Source organism: Caballeronia cordobensis (assembly GCF_001544575.2).
GTDB classification, from domain to species: domain Bacteria; phylum Pseudomonadota; class Gammaproteobacteria; order Burkholderiales; family Burkholderiaceae; genus Caballeronia; species Caballeronia cordobensis.
On the sequence record NZ_FCNY02000032.1, the window covers coordinates 38229 to 55344 of the forward strand.

17 protein-coding genes are annotated in these 17116 nt (G+C 64.6%); 12 read left to right on the forward strand and 5 right to left on the reverse strand.

Annotated elements, in window-relative coordinates:
* Window positions 1-5: 5 nt before the first annotated feature.
* Window positions 6-1079 (reverse strand): YeiH family protein, encoded by a 1074-nt coding sequence (locus AWB70_RS35415; RefSeq protein ID WP_053568302.1) that lies wholly within the window; start codon window positions 1077-1079, stop codon window positions 6-8.
* Window positions 1080-1194: 115 nt separating this feature from the next.
* Between AWB70_RS35415 and AWB70_RS35420 the strand changes: the two genes are divergently transcribed.
* The 8 genes from AWB70_RS35420 to AWB70_RS35455 all read left to right on the forward strand — a co-directional run bounded on the left by AWB70_RS35420 (window position 1195) and on the right by AWB70_RS35455 (window position 9419).
* Window positions 1195-2085 (forward strand): LysR family transcriptional regulator, encoded by an 891-nt coding sequence (locus AWB70_RS35420; protein WP_053568301.1) that lies wholly within the window; start codon window positions 1195-1197, stop codon window positions 2083-2085.
* Window positions 2086-2231: 146 nt separating this feature from the next.
* Entirely contained in the window at window positions 2232-3038 is an 807-nt protein-coding gene (locus AWB70_RS35425; protein ID WP_053568300.1) for a sugar phosphate isomerase/epimerase family protein, read from the forward strand.
* 42 nt (window positions 3039-3080) lie between these two features.
* On the forward strand, window positions 3081-4082 hold the full coding sequence (locus AWB70_RS35430) for a sugar kinase (RefSeq protein WP_053568299.1): 1002 nt from the start codon (window positions 3081-3083) through the stop codon (window positions 4080-4082).
* 70 nt (window positions 4083-4152) lie between these two features.
* Window positions 4153-5433 (forward strand): MFS transporter, encoded by a 1281-nt coding sequence (locus tag AWB70_RS35435; protein WP_014191547.1) that lies wholly within the window; start codon window positions 4153-4155, stop codon window positions 5431-5433.
* Window positions 5434-6063: 630 nt separating this feature from the next.
* The gene (locus AWB70_RS35440) at window positions 6064-7029 is read left to right on the forward strand and encodes a 2-hydroxyacid dehydrogenase (RefSeq protein WP_053568298.1); all 966 of its coding nucleotides are present in this window, start codon (window positions 6064-6066) and stop codon (window positions 7027-7029) included.
* Window positions 7030-7133: 104 nt separating this feature from the next.
* The gene (locus AWB70_RS35445; protein WP_053568297.1) at window positions 7134-8213 is read left to right on the forward strand and encodes a LacI family DNA-binding transcriptional regulator; all 1080 of its coding nucleotides are present in this window, start codon (window positions 7134-7136) and stop codon (window positions 8211-8213) included.
* Window positions 8214-9014 carry a YhfC family glutamic-type intramembrane protease gene (locus AWB70_RS35450; protein ID WP_053568296.1) on the forward strand — a complete coding sequence of 267 codons (801 nt, stop codon included), beginning with the start codon at window positions 8214-8216 and terminating at the stop codon, window positions 9012-9014.
* Between the two features lie 39 nt (window positions 9015-9053).
* Entirely contained in the window at window positions 9054-9419 is a 366-nt protein-coding gene (locus AWB70_RS35455; protein WP_014191543.1) for a DUF3022 domain-containing protein, read from the forward strand.
* Here the strand turns inward: AWB70_RS35455 and AWB70_RS35460 are convergent.
* Complete coding sequence (locus AWB70_RS35460) at window positions 9416-9844, reverse strand: PGDYG domain-containing protein (protein ID WP_053568295.1); 429 nt, start codon at window positions 9842-9844, stop codon at window positions 9416-9418. The genes AWB70_RS35455 and AWB70_RS35460 overlap by 4 nt on opposite strands.
* Before the next feature lie 126 nt (window positions 9845-9970).
* A complete protein-coding gene (locus AWB70_RS35465) occupies window positions 9971-10489 on the reverse strand; it encodes a Spy/CpxP family protein refolding chaperone (protein ID WP_014191541.1) in 519 nt (172 codons plus the stop codon).
* 177 nt (window positions 10490-10666) lie between these two features.
* On the opposite strand from AWB70_RS35465, the gene AWB70_RS35470 reads away from it, so the two are divergent.
* The 3 genes from AWB70_RS35470 to AWB70_RS35480 all read left to right on the forward strand — a co-directional run bounded on the left by AWB70_RS35470 (window position 10667) and on the right by AWB70_RS35480 (window position 13392).
* Window positions 10667-11557, forward strand: a complete 891-nt coding sequence (locus AWB70_RS35470; RefSeq protein ID WP_053568294.1) for a LysR family transcriptional regulator — start codon at window positions 10667-10669, stop codon at window positions 11555-11557.
* A gap of 102 nt (window positions 11558-11659) precedes the next feature.
* Window positions 11660-12115 (forward strand): Lrp/AsnC family transcriptional regulator, encoded by a 456-nt coding sequence (locus AWB70_RS35475; protein ID WP_053568293.1) that lies wholly within the window; start codon window positions 11660-11662, stop codon window positions 12113-12115.
* Between the two features lie 167 nt (window positions 12116-12282).
* Window positions 12283-13392 (forward strand): saccharopine dehydrogenase family protein, encoded by a 1110-nt coding sequence (locus AWB70_RS35480; protein ID WP_045452041.1) that lies wholly within the window; start codon window positions 12283-12285, stop codon window positions 13390-13392.
* A gap of 22 nt (window positions 13393-13414) precedes the next feature.
* Here the strand turns inward: AWB70_RS35480 and AWB70_RS35485 are convergent, their stop codons facing one another.
* Complete coding sequence (locus tag AWB70_RS35485; RefSeq protein WP_053568292.1) at window positions 13415-13993, reverse strand: P-loop nucleotide/nucleoside kinase family protein; 579 nt, start codon at window positions 13991-13993, stop codon at window positions 13415-13417.
* Between the two features lie 16 nt (window positions 13994-14009).
* Window positions 14010-15323 carry a cation:proton antiporter gene (locus AWB70_RS35490; protein ID WP_053568291.1) on the reverse strand — a complete coding sequence of 438 codons (1314 nt, stop codon included), beginning with the start codon at window positions 15321-15323 and terminating at the stop codon, window positions 14010-14012.
* Window positions 15324-15594: 271 nt separating this feature from the next.
* Here AWB70_RS35490 and AWB70_RS35495 point away from each other — a divergent pair, with 271 nt between their 5' ends.
* Window positions 15595-16977 (forward strand): FAD-containing oxidoreductase, encoded by a 1383-nt coding sequence (locus AWB70_RS35495; RefSeq protein ID WP_053568290.1) that lies wholly within the window; start codon window positions 15595-15597, stop codon window positions 16975-16977.
* The last annotated feature ends 139 nt before the right edge of the window (window positions 16978-17116 follow it).

Consider the following 17116-nt stretch of genomic DNA (forward strand, 5'->3'; position numbering starts at 1 on the left):
GCCAATCAGCCGAACAGCTTTTCCACGCCGAGCGTGATGGCAAGACCGCCGCCGACGAGCCACGCATACAGGATCGCGCCGGTGGCAAGGGCACGCGGGCCGGCCTGGCGGATCTGCGCGATGCGCGTTTCCATGCCGAGCGCGGTCATGGCCATCGTGAGGGCAAACGTGTCGAGCGTGTTGATGGTGCTGGTGGCGGTATCGGGAAGGATATGCAGCGAGTTCACGATGACAAGCGCGAGGAAACCGAGCGCGAACCAGGGCACCGCGATCTTTCCTTTGCCTTGCGCCGAGCCTTCCGCCGACGCGTTACGCGAGCGGCTGATCCAGAAACCGACCACGAGCAGCACGGGCACGAGCAGCATCACGCGCGTCATCTTCACGATGGTGGCGATATGCGTGGCTTCCGGGCTCACGTTGCTCGCCGCGCCGACGACCTGCGCCACTTCGTGAATCGTGCCGCCGAAAAAGAGGCCCGCGCCGAGCGTATCGAGATGCAGCCAGCCGGCGTTGAGCGCGAGCGGGTAGAGGAACATCGAGAGCGTGCCGAACAGTACGACGCTGCCGACCGCCATCGCGCTCTTGTGCGGCTTCGACTGCAGGGTCGATTCGAACGCGAGCACGGCCGCCGCGCCGCAGATCGCGCTGCCCGCCGCCGTGAGCAGGGCGGTGTCGCGGTCGAGCTTCATCAGCTTCATGCCGGCCCACGTACCGATCACGAGCGTGCTCACGACGACGAGCACCGACACCGTGAAGCCGGAGACGCCAACTTGGGCGATCTCCTGAAGACTCACGCGCAGCCCGAAGAACGCGACCGCGATGCGCAGCAGCTTGCGCGCCGAAAAGTTGACGCCGGCGGCCCAGCTATCGGGCATGCCGTGACGCAGCGCGTTGCCATAGATCGCGCCCGCCACGATGCCGACGATCAGCGGGCTGATGCCCAGTCCGGCGACGGCGGGCACGGCGGCGAGTCGGGTGACGGCCGCGGCGAACAGCGCGACGAAGAGAATGCCGTTGAGCTGTCCGCGCGTGGAGGACGCGGCGGGCGCCAGAGAATGAGCGGACTGAACCGTAGACATGGATGAACCCGTTGGTAAGTTGGAGGATCGATGGGCTAATCCTATTCTCGATATATGAATATGAAAAATCGTGATTTAGAATGTGAAGTATCGGATAAACTGATATTTGAGATTTATGACCCCGGAACAACTGATAACCTTCGCCACCGTCGCGGCGCACGGCAATATCAGCCGCGCGGCGGTGGCGTTGCATCTGTCGCAGCCGGCCGTGTCGGGCCAGTTGCGGCTTTTGCAGGAAGAATTCGGCGAGCCGCTTTATCAGCGCGATGGCCGCGGCGTGCGTCTGACCGCCGCCGGTGAACAACTGCTCGGCCACGCGGAGCGCCTGCGCGAGAATTTCCGCCAGGCGCATGCGCTGCGCGACGCGCTGCGTGGGCTGGAGCGCGGCACGCTGCGCATCGGCGCGAGCACGACGCCAGCAAGCTATCTGCTGCCGTATCTGATCGCGGCGTTTCACCGGCTTTTTCCGGACGTCGTCGTGACGACCATCGACGGCAATACGGCGGACATCGTCGCCGCGCTCGGCTCGCTGGATATTGCGCTCGTCGAGGGCGCGCCGGGCCATGATCTGCCGCTCGGCACGACGGTCACGTCCTGGCGCGAGGACGAGATCGTCGCGATCCTGCCGAACGGCCATCCGCTTGCCGATGGCCGCGAGGCCGTCACGCTCGACGCGCTCGGCGAACACAAGCTCGTGCTGCGCGAGCCCGGCTCGGGCGTGCGGCAGATCGTCGAGCGCGCATTCGCAGACGTCGATGTGCCGATGCGTGTCGCGCTCGAAATCGCGGGCGTCGAGGGCGTGAAGGAAGCGGTGCGCGCGGGCATGGGCATCGGTTTCGTTTCAGCGATGTCGATCCGCCACGAGGACAGCGCGCTCAGGCGCGTGCGCATCGCGCCGGCGCCGCTTACACGCCGTTTTTCGATCCTGTTGCCGCATGCCGCAACGCCATCGCGCGCTGCGGCGCGCTTTCTCGAACTGTGCGAAGAGCCGGGCGCGCTCGGCTAGGGAATTCCACTATGGCGTGCGGGCGCCGGTCTGACGCACCATTCGTTCTCAACAGGGCGCTGCGGCGTCCTTTTTGAAAATCGTAAATGGAACCGGTTCCATATGTTGTTTGGGGCCGGAACGGCGGCAAAAAGCGAGCAAATCAGATGACAGTCTCTTCGAGCGAAGTACAGCGCGCGGCAGTCGTAATCGTCGCAAGCGCCTTCGGCGCGGATGCGATCCGTCGCGACGGCCACGCGGTCTGGGCGCAAGCCGCCGCGCGCGCCGGCGCCGATGGTTTCGAAGTGCGCCGGGAACTGTTCGCCGACGAAACCGATGCGCAGCCCGAAGCGCTCGCGCAACTCGGCGCGCATATCCGCGCGCAGGGCGCATGGGCCGTCTATTCGACGCCCGCGACCCTGTTTCGCGACGACGGCGCGCTCGATAGCGACGCGCTGCGTCTCGCCATCGACGAGGCGGCGGCGCTGGGCGCGCGCATCGTGAAGCTGCAACTGGGCGGCACCGAAAGCGCGGTCGCGACCGACGCCGTCACGCTCGATCGTCTGATGTCGGGCATTTCCACGTCGAAGGCGCGCGTGGTTGTGGAGAACGGCCAACTGAAGGCGGGCGGCACGATCGGCGCGTTCGAAGCGCTGTTCGGCGCGCTGCCCGAAGCCAGCGGCCTCGCGATGACGTTCGACACCGGCAACTGGCATTGGGCGGAGCAAGACCCGCTCGACGCCGCCAAGCGCCTTTCGCGGCACGTCGCCTATGTGCATTGCAAGGCCGTGATGGGCGAGGGCGCGCGCCGTTTCGCCGCCGCGCCCGCGAACGGCGACGCGCGCTTCGCGACGCTGCTTTCGCAGTTGCCGAACGACGTGCCGCGCGGCATCGAATATCCGTTCATTCCCGGCGTCGACGTCTCGCTCGACGCGGACGCGGCGCGCCAGGTCGCGCGCATCGCGGCATTCTGAATTACGCATTAAGCATTCAGCATTCAATTGCAAGGACTCGACATGCAAGCCAAGCCTCACGCCCTCGATATCGTCACCTACGGCGAAGCGATGACGATGTTCGTCGCCGCCGAAACCGGCGATCTCGCGAAGGCCGCTCAATTCACGAAGCGCGTCGCGGGCGCGGACCTGAACGTCGCGATCGGCCTTTCGCGTCTCGGCTTCAAGGTGGGCTGGATGAGCCGCGTCGGCAACGATTCGTTCGGCCGCTACGTGCTCGACGTGCTCGCCGCCGAAGGCATCGACGCGCGCCGCGTGACGGTCGACGAGCGTTATCCGACCGGCTTCCAGCTAAAGGGCAAATGCGACGACGGCAGCGATCCGGCGGTCGAATATTTCCGCCGTGGCTCGGCCGCGAGCCATCTGTCGCTCGACGATTACGTCGCGGATTACGTGCTCGGCGCGCGTCATCTGCATCTGACGGGCGTCGCGCCCGCGATTTCGGCGAGTTCGCGCGAGCTCGCGTTCCACATGGCGCGCGAAATGCGTGCGGCAGGCAAGACGATTTCGTTCGACCCGAACCTGCGCCCGACGCTCTGGCCGTCGCGCGAGGTCATGGCCGAATCGCTCAACGCGCTTGCCGCGCTGGCCGACTGGGTGCTGCCGGGTGTGTCCGAGGGCCTGACGCTCACCGGCTATGCGAAGCCCGAGGACATCGCCGCGTTCTATCTCGACCATGGCGCGAAGGGCGTGGTCGTGAAGCTGGGTGCGCACGGCGCGTATTTCCGCACCGCCGATGGCGACGCGGGCATCGTGCCGGGCGTGCCGGTCGAGAACGTCGTCGATACGGTCGGCGCGGGCGATGGCTTCGCGGTCGGCGTCGTGAGCGCGCTGCTGGAAGGCCGCGACGTGCGTCATGCGATCGCGCGCGGCAACCGCATCGGCGCGCTGGCGATTCAGGTGATCGGCGACAGCGAAGGGCTGCCGACGCGCGCCGCGCTCGATCTGCTCGAAGCACAGGATTCCAGCGACAAGACGGTCAAAACCGCGTTCGATCTGGCCTGACGAATACATCAATCACAGCCCTTCGAGGGGCGAACCTGAGAGATCAACCGAAATGTCTTCGGAGACAACCATGCAATCTTCCACTCCCAAGCTCGCGGTGCGCCGCTGGTGGGCGATCATGCCGATCGTTTTCATCACGTACAGCCTCGCGTATCTCGACCGCGCCAACTACGGCTTTGCCGCGGCTGCGGGCATCAACCAGGATCTCGGCATCAGCAAGGGCTTGTCGTCGCTGATCGGCGCGCTGTTCTTCCTCGGCTATTTCTTCTTTCAGATTCCGGGCGCGATTTACGCCGAGCGCCGCAGCGTGAAGAAGCTCGTGTTCTGGAGCCTGATTCTGTGGGGTGGCTGCGCCACGCTCACGGGCATGGTGAGCAACATTCCTTCGCTGATGGCGATTCGCTTCGTGCTCGGCGTCGTCGAGGCGGCGGTGATGCCGGCGATGCTCGTGTTCATCGCGAACTGGTTCACCAAGTCCGAGCGTTCACGCGCGAACACGTTCCTGATTCTCGGCAATCCGGTGACGGTGCTGTGGATGTCGGTCGTCTCGGGCTACCTCGTGAATTCGTTCGGCTGGCGTCACATGTTCATCGCGGAGGGCTTGCCCGCGGTCGTGTGGGCGGTGATCTGGTGGTTCATCGTGAAGGACAAGCCTGCGCAGGTGAGCTGGCTGTCGGATCAGGAGAAGCGCGATCTCGATGCGACGCTGCGTGCCGAGCAAGCCGCGATCAAGCCGGTGAAGAACTATCGCGAGGCGTTCAAGTCGCCGGCCGTGATCAAGCTGTGCGCGCAGTACTTTTGCTGGAGCATCGGCGTGTATGGTTTCGTGCTGTGGCTGCCGTCGATTCTGAAGAGCGGCTCGACGCTTGGCATGGTCGAGACGGGCTGGCTTTCGGCGGTGCCGTATCTGGCCGCGACCATCGCGATGCTGCTGGCCTCGTGGGCTTCCGACAAGCTGCAGGCGCGTAAGGTTTTCGTGTGGCCGTTCCTGCTGATCGGCGCGGTGGCGTTCGCGGGATCGTATCTGCTCGGGTCGACGAACTTCTGGGCTTCCTATACGTTGCTCGTGATTGCCGGTGCGGCGATGTATGCGCCGTATGGGCCGTTCTTTGCGATCGTGCCGGAGTTATTGCCGAAGAATGTCGCCGGGGGGGCGATGGCCCTTATCAATAGCATGGGCGCGTTGGGGTCGTTTGTCGGGTCTTATTTCGTTGGATATCTGAATGGGGCGACGGGGTCGCCGGCTGCCTCTTATGTGTTTATGAGTGTGGCGTTGTTGTTGGCTGTGTGGCTTACTTTGGCGGTTAAACCGCAGGGTTCGGTGCGGGCTGGGGTGGCTGTTCGGTCGTGAAGCTTGCTTTGTTGTTGGTTTATTAGCACTGCCCCTCCCCGGGGCGGGGGTAACTTTCTTTGCTGCTGCAAAGAAAGTCACCAAAGAAAGCAGCTTTGTCACCGCCCGCGGTCACACGCACGTTGGCCATTTTTCTCCTCGGGGAACGGCCCTCGCCTAAAGAGTGCCCTCGAAGGACTAATCGGGCTTGGATCGCGCACGGTCTGACTAGCCACTACTTTGAGGGCATTGGTTCAGCACGAAATGGCTTCGGCACAGCGCTACGCGCTGCCGCTGGGTATGCGAGGGAAACCACTGGGCCGCAAATGCACTCGCGTACCCGATTGACCCATCGGCCGCGAAGCGGGCTGGAGCTTGAAATGGCTGTACCAGTTTGTTGAAGGGCGCGATGTGACGGACCGTGCGCGATCCAAGCCCGCTGGGTCTTTCGAGGGCGACACTTAGGCGAGTGTCACTTTGGAGGAGAAAAGTGGTCAAACTACGTGTGACCGCGGGCCTGAAAAGCTGCTTTCTTTGGTGACTTTCTTTGCAGCAGCAAAGAAAGTTACCCCCGCCCCGGGGAGGGGCAGAGCCAATAGACCGACGCGAAATCAGGCTTTCACGAAACCAACGCAAACGCAAACGCAAACCATGAAAAAAATCGTAGCCTACAAAGCCTTACCCAGCGACGTAGAAACCTACCTCCGCGCCCACGCCGAAGTAATAAAAGTCGACCCCAACGACAAACCCGCCTTCGTAGAGGCGCTAAAACACGCCACCGGGGCCATCGGTGCAAGCGTAAAAATCTCCCCCGACATGCTCGAAGGCGCAACGAACCTGAAAGCACTATCGACGATCTCAGTCGGCTTCGACCAGTTCGACGTCGCCGACCTCACGCGCCGCGGCATCGTGCTCACCCACACCCCCGATGTGCTCACCGAATCCACCGCCGACACCGTCTTCGCGCTGATCCTCGCGAGCGCGCGCCGTGTCGTCGAACTCGCCGAATGGGTGAAAGCAGGGAACTGGAAAGCCAGCATCGGCGAAGCGAACTTCGGCGTCGACGTGCAAGGCAAGACGCTCGGCATCGTGGGTCTGGGACGCATCGGCGGAGCGGTCGCGCGCCGCGCCGCGCTCGGCTTTCGCATGAACGTGCTCTACACCAATCGCAGCGCGAACGAGCAGGCGGAAAAGGAATACGGCGCGAAGCGCGTCGAACTCGATGAACTCCTCGCGCAATCCGATTTCGTGTGCCTGCAAGTGCCGCTCACGCCCGAAACGCGCGGTCTCATCGGCGCGAACGAACTCCGGAAAATGAAGCCGGGCGCGATACTCATCAACGCATCGCGCGGGCCGACCGTCGACGAAGCCGCACTCATCGAAGCCCTCAAGAACGGCACGATTCGCGGCGCGGGTCTCGACGTGTTCGAGACCGAACCGCTACCCGCCGATTCGCCGCTGCTCGCGATGAAGAACGTCGTCGCGCTGCCGCATATCGGCTCGGCGACGCACGAAACGCGGCACGCGATGGCGCGCAACGCCGCCGAAAATCTCATCGGCGCACTGAACGGCACGCTCACGCAGAACATCGTCAATCGCGACGTGCGTGCGCGCTAAAAGCAAAAGGTCGGGCGCGCGCATGCGCTAACATGCGATGCGAGGAGAACGATAACGACGGCATCGCGTCACGCTTAACCGCGAGGCGCGCGCCCACGACCACTATGTCCGACGATCCCACATTGACCAACCGCGCGGTCGCATTCGGTGCGCGCCGCGCCACCATCACCGATGTCGCGCGCGAAGCCGGCACCGGCAAGACCAGCATCTCGCGCTATCTGAACGGCGAGATGAGCGTGCTGTCGCCCGATCTGCGCGAGCGTATCGAGGCGGCCATCGCGAAGCTCGACTACCGGCCGAATCAGATGGCGCGCGGCCTGAAGCGCGGCCGCAACCGCCTGATCGGCATGCTGCTCGCCGACCTGACCAATCCGTATTCCGTCGAAGTGCTGCAAGGCGTCGAAGCCGCGTGCCACGCGCTCGGCTACATGCCGCTCATCTGTCACGCGGCCAACGAAATCGACATGGAGCGGCGCTATCTGCAACTGCTCACCACGTATCGCGTCGAAGGCGTCATCGTCAACGCGCTCGGGGTGAAGGAAGAACTGCTGCAAGGCTTCGCGCAAGGCGGCATTCCGGTCGTGCTCGTCGATCGCTCCGTGGAAGGCTTCATCACCGACATGGTCGGACTCGACAATCCCGCCGCCGTGCAGCTCGCGACACGTCATCTCGTCGATGAAGGGTTCGACGAGCTGCTGTTCATCGTGCAGCCCGTCACGCACGTCAGCTCGCGGCGTCTGCGCGAAGCGGCGTTTCGCGAGACCGTCGCGGCGCTCGGCGCAAGCGGCTCGACGCTCGTGATCGATCTCGCCGATGCCTCGCCCGCGCTCGCCGCGCTCGATACGCGCGTGACGGCGGCGCAGGCGGCGGGCCGGCGCGTCGCGCTCTTCGCGGCGAACGGGCCGGTGGCGCTGCGGGTCGCGGTGCATCTGAAGGAGCGGCACGGCCCGGACTGGCAGGCGAGCGTCGCTTTGATGTCGATCGACGATTCCGAATGGGCGCAGCTCGCCGGCATGACAACCGTGCGTCAGCCGACGTACGATATCGGCCGGCGCGCGGTCGAATTTCTCCACGAACGGCTCGGCGGCGCAGCGATGCCCGCGCGCGAATGTCTGCTGCCGGGCGAACTGGTCGTGCGCGCATCGACGGCACGAGACAAGCAACACGCATCACAAGGAATCTGAATGGTCAGTGTTTCGACCTTGCTGTGCCTCGCGGTGGCGACGCTCATCGTCGCCGCCATGCCTGTCGTGCTGTACCGGAAGCTGCGGCCGCGCTTTTCGATCGCGCCGCGCGAGGCGATTCTCGGCATCGCCGTGTTCGCGCTCTTCGCGATGGTCATCGAGCGCGCGCTGCACGGCTTCATGCTGAGCAACCCGGTCACATCCGCGTGGCTGATGAATCCCGCGGTCTTCGTCATTTACGGCGCGGTCGCGGCGGGCCTGTGCGAAGAAGTCGGGCGCTTTCTCGCGATGAAATGGCTCATCTCGCGCGAGCCGGGCGCGCTCGATCGCCACGGTCCCGCGCTCGGATACGGCATCGGGCATGGCGGGGCGGAGGCGTGGATCGTCGGCGTGTTCGTGCAGGCGCAATGGATCGTCTACGCCGTGCTCGCCAATCGCGGCACGCTCGATGCGCAATTCGCGCATGCGCCGCTCGAAGCCATCGCGCGGATCCATCTCGTGCTGCTGAGTCTTTCGCCCCTATCGGCGGGCATTTTTCTCGTCGAGCGCGCGAGCGCCTTCGTGCTGCAACTCGGCTTTTCCGCACTGATGTGGCAGATGCTGCGCGAGCGTTCGCGTCATGCGCTGGCGTTTCTCGTGGCCGCGCATGCGCTCGTCGGCTTGCCTGCCGCGCTCTTTCAGGCGCGGCTCGTGCCGCTTGTCGCCGCCGACGCCGTGTATCTCGTGCTCGGCGTGATCGTTGCGGTTGCGCTCGTGCGCTACTATCGCCGTGCCGCCGCGCGGACGCCCGAAGGGGCCTGAACGCACCTGAGCGGCGATTCAATCGACTATCGACATCGAATGGACGACTATCAATACGACTGTCCGAGCGCGGACATCGACATGCTCGCGCACGTGATCTGCGATCTCTTTCCCGAGCAGACGCAATTCGCCGAACGCCGGGACGAAGCGGGGCGCACGTCGCTCGTGATTCACTATGTGGCGATGCGCTTCGGCGCGACGGCGCGGCGCATCACGATCGACGTGCGCTTCGATCCGGCCGCGCTCGCGCGTTATCGGGCAATGCCGCCGCGCATGCACGCGCGCAGTTACGCGGTGCTGCGCGCGTATGTGGAAGCGACGCTCGGATCGCTCGAAGAGACGTACGCGAACGGCGAGACCGTGCCGCGCGAAGTGGAAATCGAAATGGGCGAGGACTTCGCCTAGGCCTTCCGGTAGACACTGGCGAAGCGCGCCGCCTTGACGACGCCGTAATCGCCGGGCGCGTACTGCATCACCCAGTCGCCTGCGTCGCCGGTGAGGATGTCGCCCGCGGCGGATCGCGCGATCGAGAAGGGCGCCTGCATCTGCTTCGCGAGCACGATGCTCGGCCGGTTGCGATACGTGCCCGAGTCGCCGTGCGCGATGCCGCCTTCGGGCACGTACTTCGCGTCGAAGCGCTCGCGCGATACGACCCAGCGCTCGCCGCCGCTGCCGGTGACGATCGCATCGCCGCTCGCATAGCGGTTCGGGCCTTCGAGGCTCATCAGCTCGCCTGGCGACGCGGCGAATTCGACGGTTACGGCTTCGTCTTTCACGACGCGGCATGCGGCGGGATCGGCGGCGAGATCGAGCTGGGACAGATGGAGCATGGCGCTATCGGGAATGGCGGTGACAGTGACGGTGCGGGATCGTAACGGCATTCGCGCCATTTTGCATCCGGCGAAAGAAAAAAACCCGCATCGCGATGCGGGTTCTCTCTGCGACGTGGGCCCGGCTCAGGGCTTCGTCGTGGACGCGGCGTCGGCGCCTGCTGCATGCGAACGGCGATGCGCGCGATGCTGCCGCGCCTTGCCGTGATCCTCGCGGAAGTTCGTGTCCGCCAGCTTCTTCTGCTCCGGCGAAAGGCTCGCGTAAAGCGGCTCGAAAGCCTCGACGAGACGCTTGGTGCCGTCTGCGTTCGCCTGCGTGATCTGCTCGTACTGCTTCATGTCGTCGAGCGCGGACATGGTGTCGCGCTGCGCGATGCGCTGACGATACAGATCCGCCATCGTGCGGCCGTTGTCGCGCATCACGTCGGCGAATTTCGACCACTGCGCTTCCTGTTGCGGCGTGATCTTGAGGCTCGAATGCAGTTCCGCGATACGCTCTTCGACGCGCGCCTCGCGCTTGTTGGCGGCGGGTGCGGACGCCGCAGCCTGTACCGCGGCCGCCGATGCCGCAGCGGGCGCTTGCGTTTGCGCGAATACCGGGCTCAGTGCGCAGAACGCGGCCAGTGCAACGAGAGTTCTTTTCATTCGGAATTTACCTTCGATCGATAAGGAATAGCGGCAAGGAATAGCGGCGCGCTTCGTAAGCCAGCCTGTAAGGCGACCTGAGCACGCCATCGGCGGATATTAGTATCACGATTGCACGCGGAATCGCCCGCATTGCCACAACTGCTTACATTCGAAACGTCTCTGGAAAATAACGCAGTGGATACCTTGTTGAGCATGCGGGTCTTCGTCGCCATCGTCGAGGCGGGCAGCCTGAGCGCCGCCGCCGAGCGCTTTTCCATCTCCGCGCCGATGGCGGGCAAGCATCTTCAGGCACTGGAGGCGCGGCTCGATGCGCGTCTCATCGTGCGCACGACGCGCCGTCAGAGTCTGACGGAGATCGGGCGCACGTATTACGAGCGATGCCGCCGCATCCTCGCGGAAGTCGACGCCGCCGATTCGCTCGCCGAAGCGATGGGCGCAACGCCGCGCGGTGTGCTGCGCGTGACGGTACCGCTCACGTACGGCGTGCAGTTTGTGACGCCCGCCGTGACCGAGTTTCTCGCAGCGTTCGAGCAGATCAGCGTCGAACTGGATCTCACGAATCGCATGGTCGATATCGTCGAGGAAGGTTTCGATGCAGCCGTGCGCATCGGTCCGCTCGCCGATTCGAGCTTCGTCGCGCGTCCGCTCAAAGCCTACGCGATGACCGTCTGCGCTTCGCCGGGCTATCTCGCGCGCGCGGGCACGCCTTCGACGCCTGCGGATCTTGCCGATCACGAATGCCTCGGCTTCGTGCATCAGGGGCGCGAAGCAGGCTGGCGGCTCGAAGGCGAAGACGACGCCACGCTCGCCCGCCGTGCGCAGTCGTCGCGCTTTCGGGCGAACAACGGCCAGGCGCTCAAGAAGGCCGCGCTCGCGGGCTTCGGTCTGGTGCTCCAGCCGCACGCGCTCGTGGAAGATGAACTGGCGAGCGGCTCGCTCGTCGCGGTGCTGCACGACTTCCTGCCGAAGCCTTCGCCGGTGCATCTCGTTTATCCGCGCGATACGCGCGCGACACCTAAGCTCGCGAGCTTCGTCGATTTCATGGTGGCACGGCTGGGCGTCTGACGCGCGCGCGGGTCGGCGATAATGCAAAACACAAAACGCGGAATGCCCGATGGCATTCAAAACGCATAACTCAAAACGCAAAATGCCAAGGACGACACCCGCATGAGACCGCCGCGCCTCGATCAGCTCGACGACATCGACCGCAATCTCGTTGCGCTTTTGCAGATGAACGCGCGCGAAAGCGTCGCGAACCTCGCGCGGCAACTGGGCGTCGCGCGCACGACGGTGATCGCGCGCATCGCGCGGCTCGAAAAGAACAACGTGATCGCGGGCTATGGCGTGCGGCTCGGGCAGGACGTGCTCGATGCGAGCATTCAGGCGTATGTCGGCATCAAGCTCACGCCGAAGTACGGCCGCGATCTGCAAAAGCGCTTCGCGCGCATGCCGGAGATCCAGTTGCTCTGCGCGGTGAGCGGCGAGTTCGATTACGTCGCATGGCTGCGCGCCGATTCGCCCGACCGCCTGAACGACCTGCTCGACGAAATCGGCGCGCTGGAAGGCGTCGAGCGGACCACGACATCGATCATCCTGGCGCGGAAGATCGATCGCGCGGGTTGAGCGCGCGGGTTGATCGCGGCCGGGCACGACGATTCGTCGTGTTTCATCGTCGAAATGACGAAATTCATCGTCGAAGCGCATCACTTTGTGTCTAGGATCAGTATTCGCCCGCTCCTAAACTGTGTGAGTAAGTGGTTATGGCCCAAACGCACATAAAGGAGATGAATATGAAAGTGGCCCTCGTCGGCGCCGGACTGATCGGTCAGAGCATTGCGCATTTGCTGCGAGAAACGGGGGACTTCGACGTCGTCGCGTTCGATCGTGACGAACACGCGCTCGCGCTCCTCGATGCGCAGGGCATCCCGACGCGCCGTGTCGATTCCGCCGATACGCCCGCGTTGCGCCAGGCGCTTATCGGCTTCGATGCGCTCGTCAACGCGCTGCCTTACTACCTTGCGATCAATGTCGCGTCGGCGGCGAAAGCGGCGGGCGTGCATTACTTCGACCTGACCGAAGACGTGCGCGCGACGCACGCGATCCGCGCGATCGCCGACGATTCGGAACTCGCCTTCATGCCGCAATGCGGTCTCGCGCCGGGCTTCATCGGCATCGTCGCGCACGATCTGGCGAAGCGTCTGGACGACGTGCGCGAAGTGAAGATGCGCGTCGGCGCGCTGCCCGAGTTTCCGACGAATGCGCTGAAGTACAACCTCACGTGGAGCATCGACGGCCTCATCAACGAGTACTGCCAGCCGTGCGAAGCCATTCGCGAAGGCCGTACGCAATGGGTGCAGCCGCTCGAAGGCGTCGAGCATTTCTCGCTCGACGGCATCGAGTACGAGGCGTTCAACACGTCGGGCGGTCTCGGCACGCTGTGCGAAACGCTCGCCGGCAAAGTCGAGACGCTCGATTACAAGTCGGTGCGCTATCCCGGCCATCGCGAGCTGATGAAATTCCTGCTCGACGATCTGCGCATGTCCACCGACCGCGACGGTCTGAAGACGATGTTGAAGCGCGCGGTGCCGTCCACGGCGCAGGATGTCGTGTTGATCTTCGTCACGGTTACCGGCATGCGCCGCGGCCAGCTCGTGCAGGACGTGTTCACGCGCAAGATCTTCGCGAAGGACGTGTGCGGCGTGCCGATGAGCGCGATCCAGATCACGACCGCCGGCGCGATCTGCGCGGAACTCGATCTCTTCCGCGAAGGCGTGCTGCCGCAAAGCGGCTTCGTGCGCCAGGAGCAGGTGCCGCTCGACGCGTTCCTCAACAACCGCTTCGGCAAGCTGTACGAAGGCGCGAACGCGCTGGCGACGGCGCGGCAACTCGCGGCGGCCTAAGGCAGAGTAACCAAGCCGGTAATCAGGCCAGCAGGCGCGCGAGCAATGCCTCGCGCGCGGCATCGTCCGGCGCGGTGTTGTCGAACATGACAAGCGTCTGCGCGAGCGCCGCGTCCGGCACGAAAAGCCGCTGCCGATAGTCTTCCCAATGCGCGAGCTTGTACGCATCGTTCGGATCGCCGCGCGCGACGATGCGCTCGCGCGCCACGTCTTCATCCACCTGCACCCACACCACGCGAATCTTCACATCCTCGCCAATGCCGAGCCACGCGCGATCGAAAAGCCGTGAGCCGCGCACTTCGCGCGTGAGCGGCGCGACCACCACGACGCTCACGCCGAGCGCGAGATTGTCCGCGGCGGTATCGAGGAGACAGCGATACTCCGGATCGCGGAAGTGCTCGATGAAAAGCGGGCTGTCGCGATCGTGCGGATCGCCGGTCAGCGCGCCGATCGCCGCGGCGCTGTAGGCGCCGTAGAGCGTGTCCTTGTCGAGCAGGCAGAAAGGCTCGTGGCTCGCGTGCATGAGCGGCGCGAAGAGCCGCTTCGCGAGCGTCGTCTTGCCCGCGCCCGCGTGCCCGCAGAAGAAAATCAGATGCTTCACGCTTCGTTCCTTGAAATCAGTCGTCGGCTATCGTGCGTCGATATCGCTTCATGAGCGGCGTCGCGGTGATGCCATGCACGACGACCGATGCGGTGATCGTCGCGATGACGAGCGGCACGAGCGGCGCGGCCACGTCGTGCGGCGCGTGCTCGAGCGCATAAAGCAGATAGTAAAACGAGCCGACGCCGCGTATGCCGAACCAGCTCATGAGCCGCCGTTGCGCGCCGGCCGCGTGGGAGCCGATGAGCGATGCCTCCACCGCCGCGGGCCGCAGCACGAGAAAGAGCGCGACGATGAGCGCGGCCGCCTGCCACGTGAAAAGCTCGCGCCATATCGTCGCAAGCACGGCGCCGACGATCAGCATGATCGCCACTTCGGCGATCCGTTCCAGTTCGAGCGTGAAGCCGTGCACGCGCTCAGCCATGAATGCGTGCGCGCGCTCGGGATCGGACGCGGCGGCGCCGACATCGTCCGCATCGATCTTGCCGACCGCCTCACGCGCGGACTTGCCGCCGCTTGCCTTCTGCTCGACGCGGCGCATCGCGAGACCCGCCGCGAAGACCGCGAGAAAGGCATAGGTGTGCAGCAGTTCGGCGACGCCGTAAGACAGCGAGATCAGCCCGAGCGCATAGAAACCCTCCGGTCCGAGCGCCTCGCCGTGGCGCGTGCGCAGCCAGGCCACGAGCCGCACCGAGAGCGCGCCGAGCAGCCAGCCGCTCACGAGCGCGCCCGCGATGCCCCACGCCGCCTGTAATGCGAAGCTCCAGTGCAGCGCTTCGCTGGGCGTCGCCTGCATGCGGCAAACCGCGATGCCGAGCAGCGCGAAGGGCAGCGCGATGCCGTCGTTCAGGCCGCCTTCGCCCGTCAGCGAGAAACGCAGCAAGTCGATGTCGCCGGGCGCTTCGACCTGCACATCGTGGGCGAGCACGGGATCGGTCGGCGCGAGCATCGCCGCGAGCAGGAGCGCCGGGCCCCAGCCGAGTCCGAGCACGTACGCGCAAAAGAGCGTGAGCACGGCGACGGTGAGCACCATCGCGACGAGGCCCAGGCGGATCGGCAGGATCCAGATGCGGTCGGTGGGCGGCACGCGCAGGCGCAGGCCGATCGCGAAGAGCGACACCAGCATCGCGACTTCGGTGATGCGTCGAAGGACCGTCGCATCGCTTGTGAGGTCGAGCGCGAGCAGATTGGACGCGGCGGGACCCATCGCGAAGCCGATCGCGAGATAGCACATCGCGGTGCTGATCGGCAGGCGCTTGAACGTCGAGCTGGCGAGGCCCATGAAGATGAGCACACCGCCGACGACGAGAAACCAGATCGTCTCGGTCATGAATGCCTTCGGGCTTCGGGTGCGGGTTTCGACTGCTTGCCGCGGGTTGTCGAGGGGCCGCGCGCCGCAACGCGCGGCGCGTTTTGAAAAGCGCAGCACGAGCCATGCCCGTGCCCGAAGCGCGCGCCTTAAGCGGTGGTTCGAGCAGCGCGTCTGCCCGCTTATCGACTTGCGCGTAAGATGCATTTCGGTTCGGGCATCTCCATTCGTCATCCGCTTTATTTGCATGGTTTTTTGCATGACGGATGCAAAAGACCAGGGAGAACGCGACATGTCACAGCACTTCGATGCGGTCGTCATCGGCACGGGGCAGGGCGGCTCGCCGCTTGCCGCGCGGCTTGCAAAAAGCGGCAGGCGCACGGCCGTGATCGAGCGGTATCTGTTCGGCGGCACCTGCGTGAACGTCGGCTGCACGCCGACCAAGACTTATGTCGCGAGCGCCCGCGCGGCGCATGTCGCACGCACGGCGGCGCGGTACGGCGTGATGATCGGCGGCGATATCGCCATCGACATGGCGCGCGTGAAGGCGCGCAAGGACGAGGTGATCGGCGGCTCGCGCACGGGCATCGAAAAATGGCTGCGCGGCACGAAGAATCTCACTGTCTTCAAGGGACACGGACGCTTCACGGGCCCGCATGCGCTTTCGATCGAAGCGAGCGATGGCTCGACGCAAGACATCGACGCCGATCTGATCTTCATCAACACGGGCACGCGCGCGACGGTGCCGGAGATCGACGGGCTCGAACAGGTTCCGTACCTGACCAATTCCACGATTCTCGAACTGACCGAGGTGCCGGCGCATCTCGTGATCGTGGGCGCGAGTTATATCGCGCTCGAATTCGGGCAGATGTTCCGGCGCTTCGGCAGCCGCGTGACCTTGCTCGTGCGCGGCGAGCGCATCCTGACGCGCGAGGACGAGGACGTCGCGCGCGCGATGCAGGATGTGTTCGTGCGCGAGGGCGTCGAGTTTCGCTTTGGCGCGCAGATCGGCAAAGTGGAGCGGTCGGCGGGCGGGGTGCGCGTTTTTGTCGGCGATGAGACGATCGACGCATCGCATCTGCTATTCGCGACGGGCCGCACGCCGAACACCGACGATCTCGGTCTTGCGCATGCGGGCATCGAGGTAAACAGGCACGGCATGATCGATGTGGACGGGCAGTTGCGCACGGGCGTCGAGGGCGTGTATGCGCTCGGCGATGTGAACGGGCGTGGCGCGTTCACGCATACGTCGTGGAACGACTACGAGATCATCGCTTCGAATGTGCTCGATGGCGAATCGCGCAGTGTGGATACGCGCATCATGGCTTATGCGGTGTTCGTTGATCCGCCGTTCGCGCGTGTCGGGATGAGTGAGGAGGAGGTGCGCAAGGACGGCCGCGAGGCCCTGATCGCGACGATGCCGATGACACGGGTGGGGCGCGCTCGGGAGCGCGGGGAAACCGATGGATTCATGAAGGCGCTGGTGGATGCGCGTACGCAGCGGTTTTTAGGCGCGGCGATTTATGGCATCGAAGGGGATGAGGTGATTCATACCTTCATCGAGATCATGAATGCGGATGCGCCGTTTGTGACGCTGCAGCGGGCTATGCATGTGCATCCTACTGTGAGTGAGTTGGTTCCTACTTTGCTTGAAGGGTTGGGGCCGTTGAGGTGAATTGCGGGTTTTGGTTTTGGTTTTGGTTTTGGTTTTCGCCGGATCCCGTTTTCGTGGTGGTCTATTAGCACTGCCCCTCCCCGGGGCGGGGGTAACTTTCTTTGCTGCTGCAAAGAAAGTCACCAAAGAAAGCAGCTTT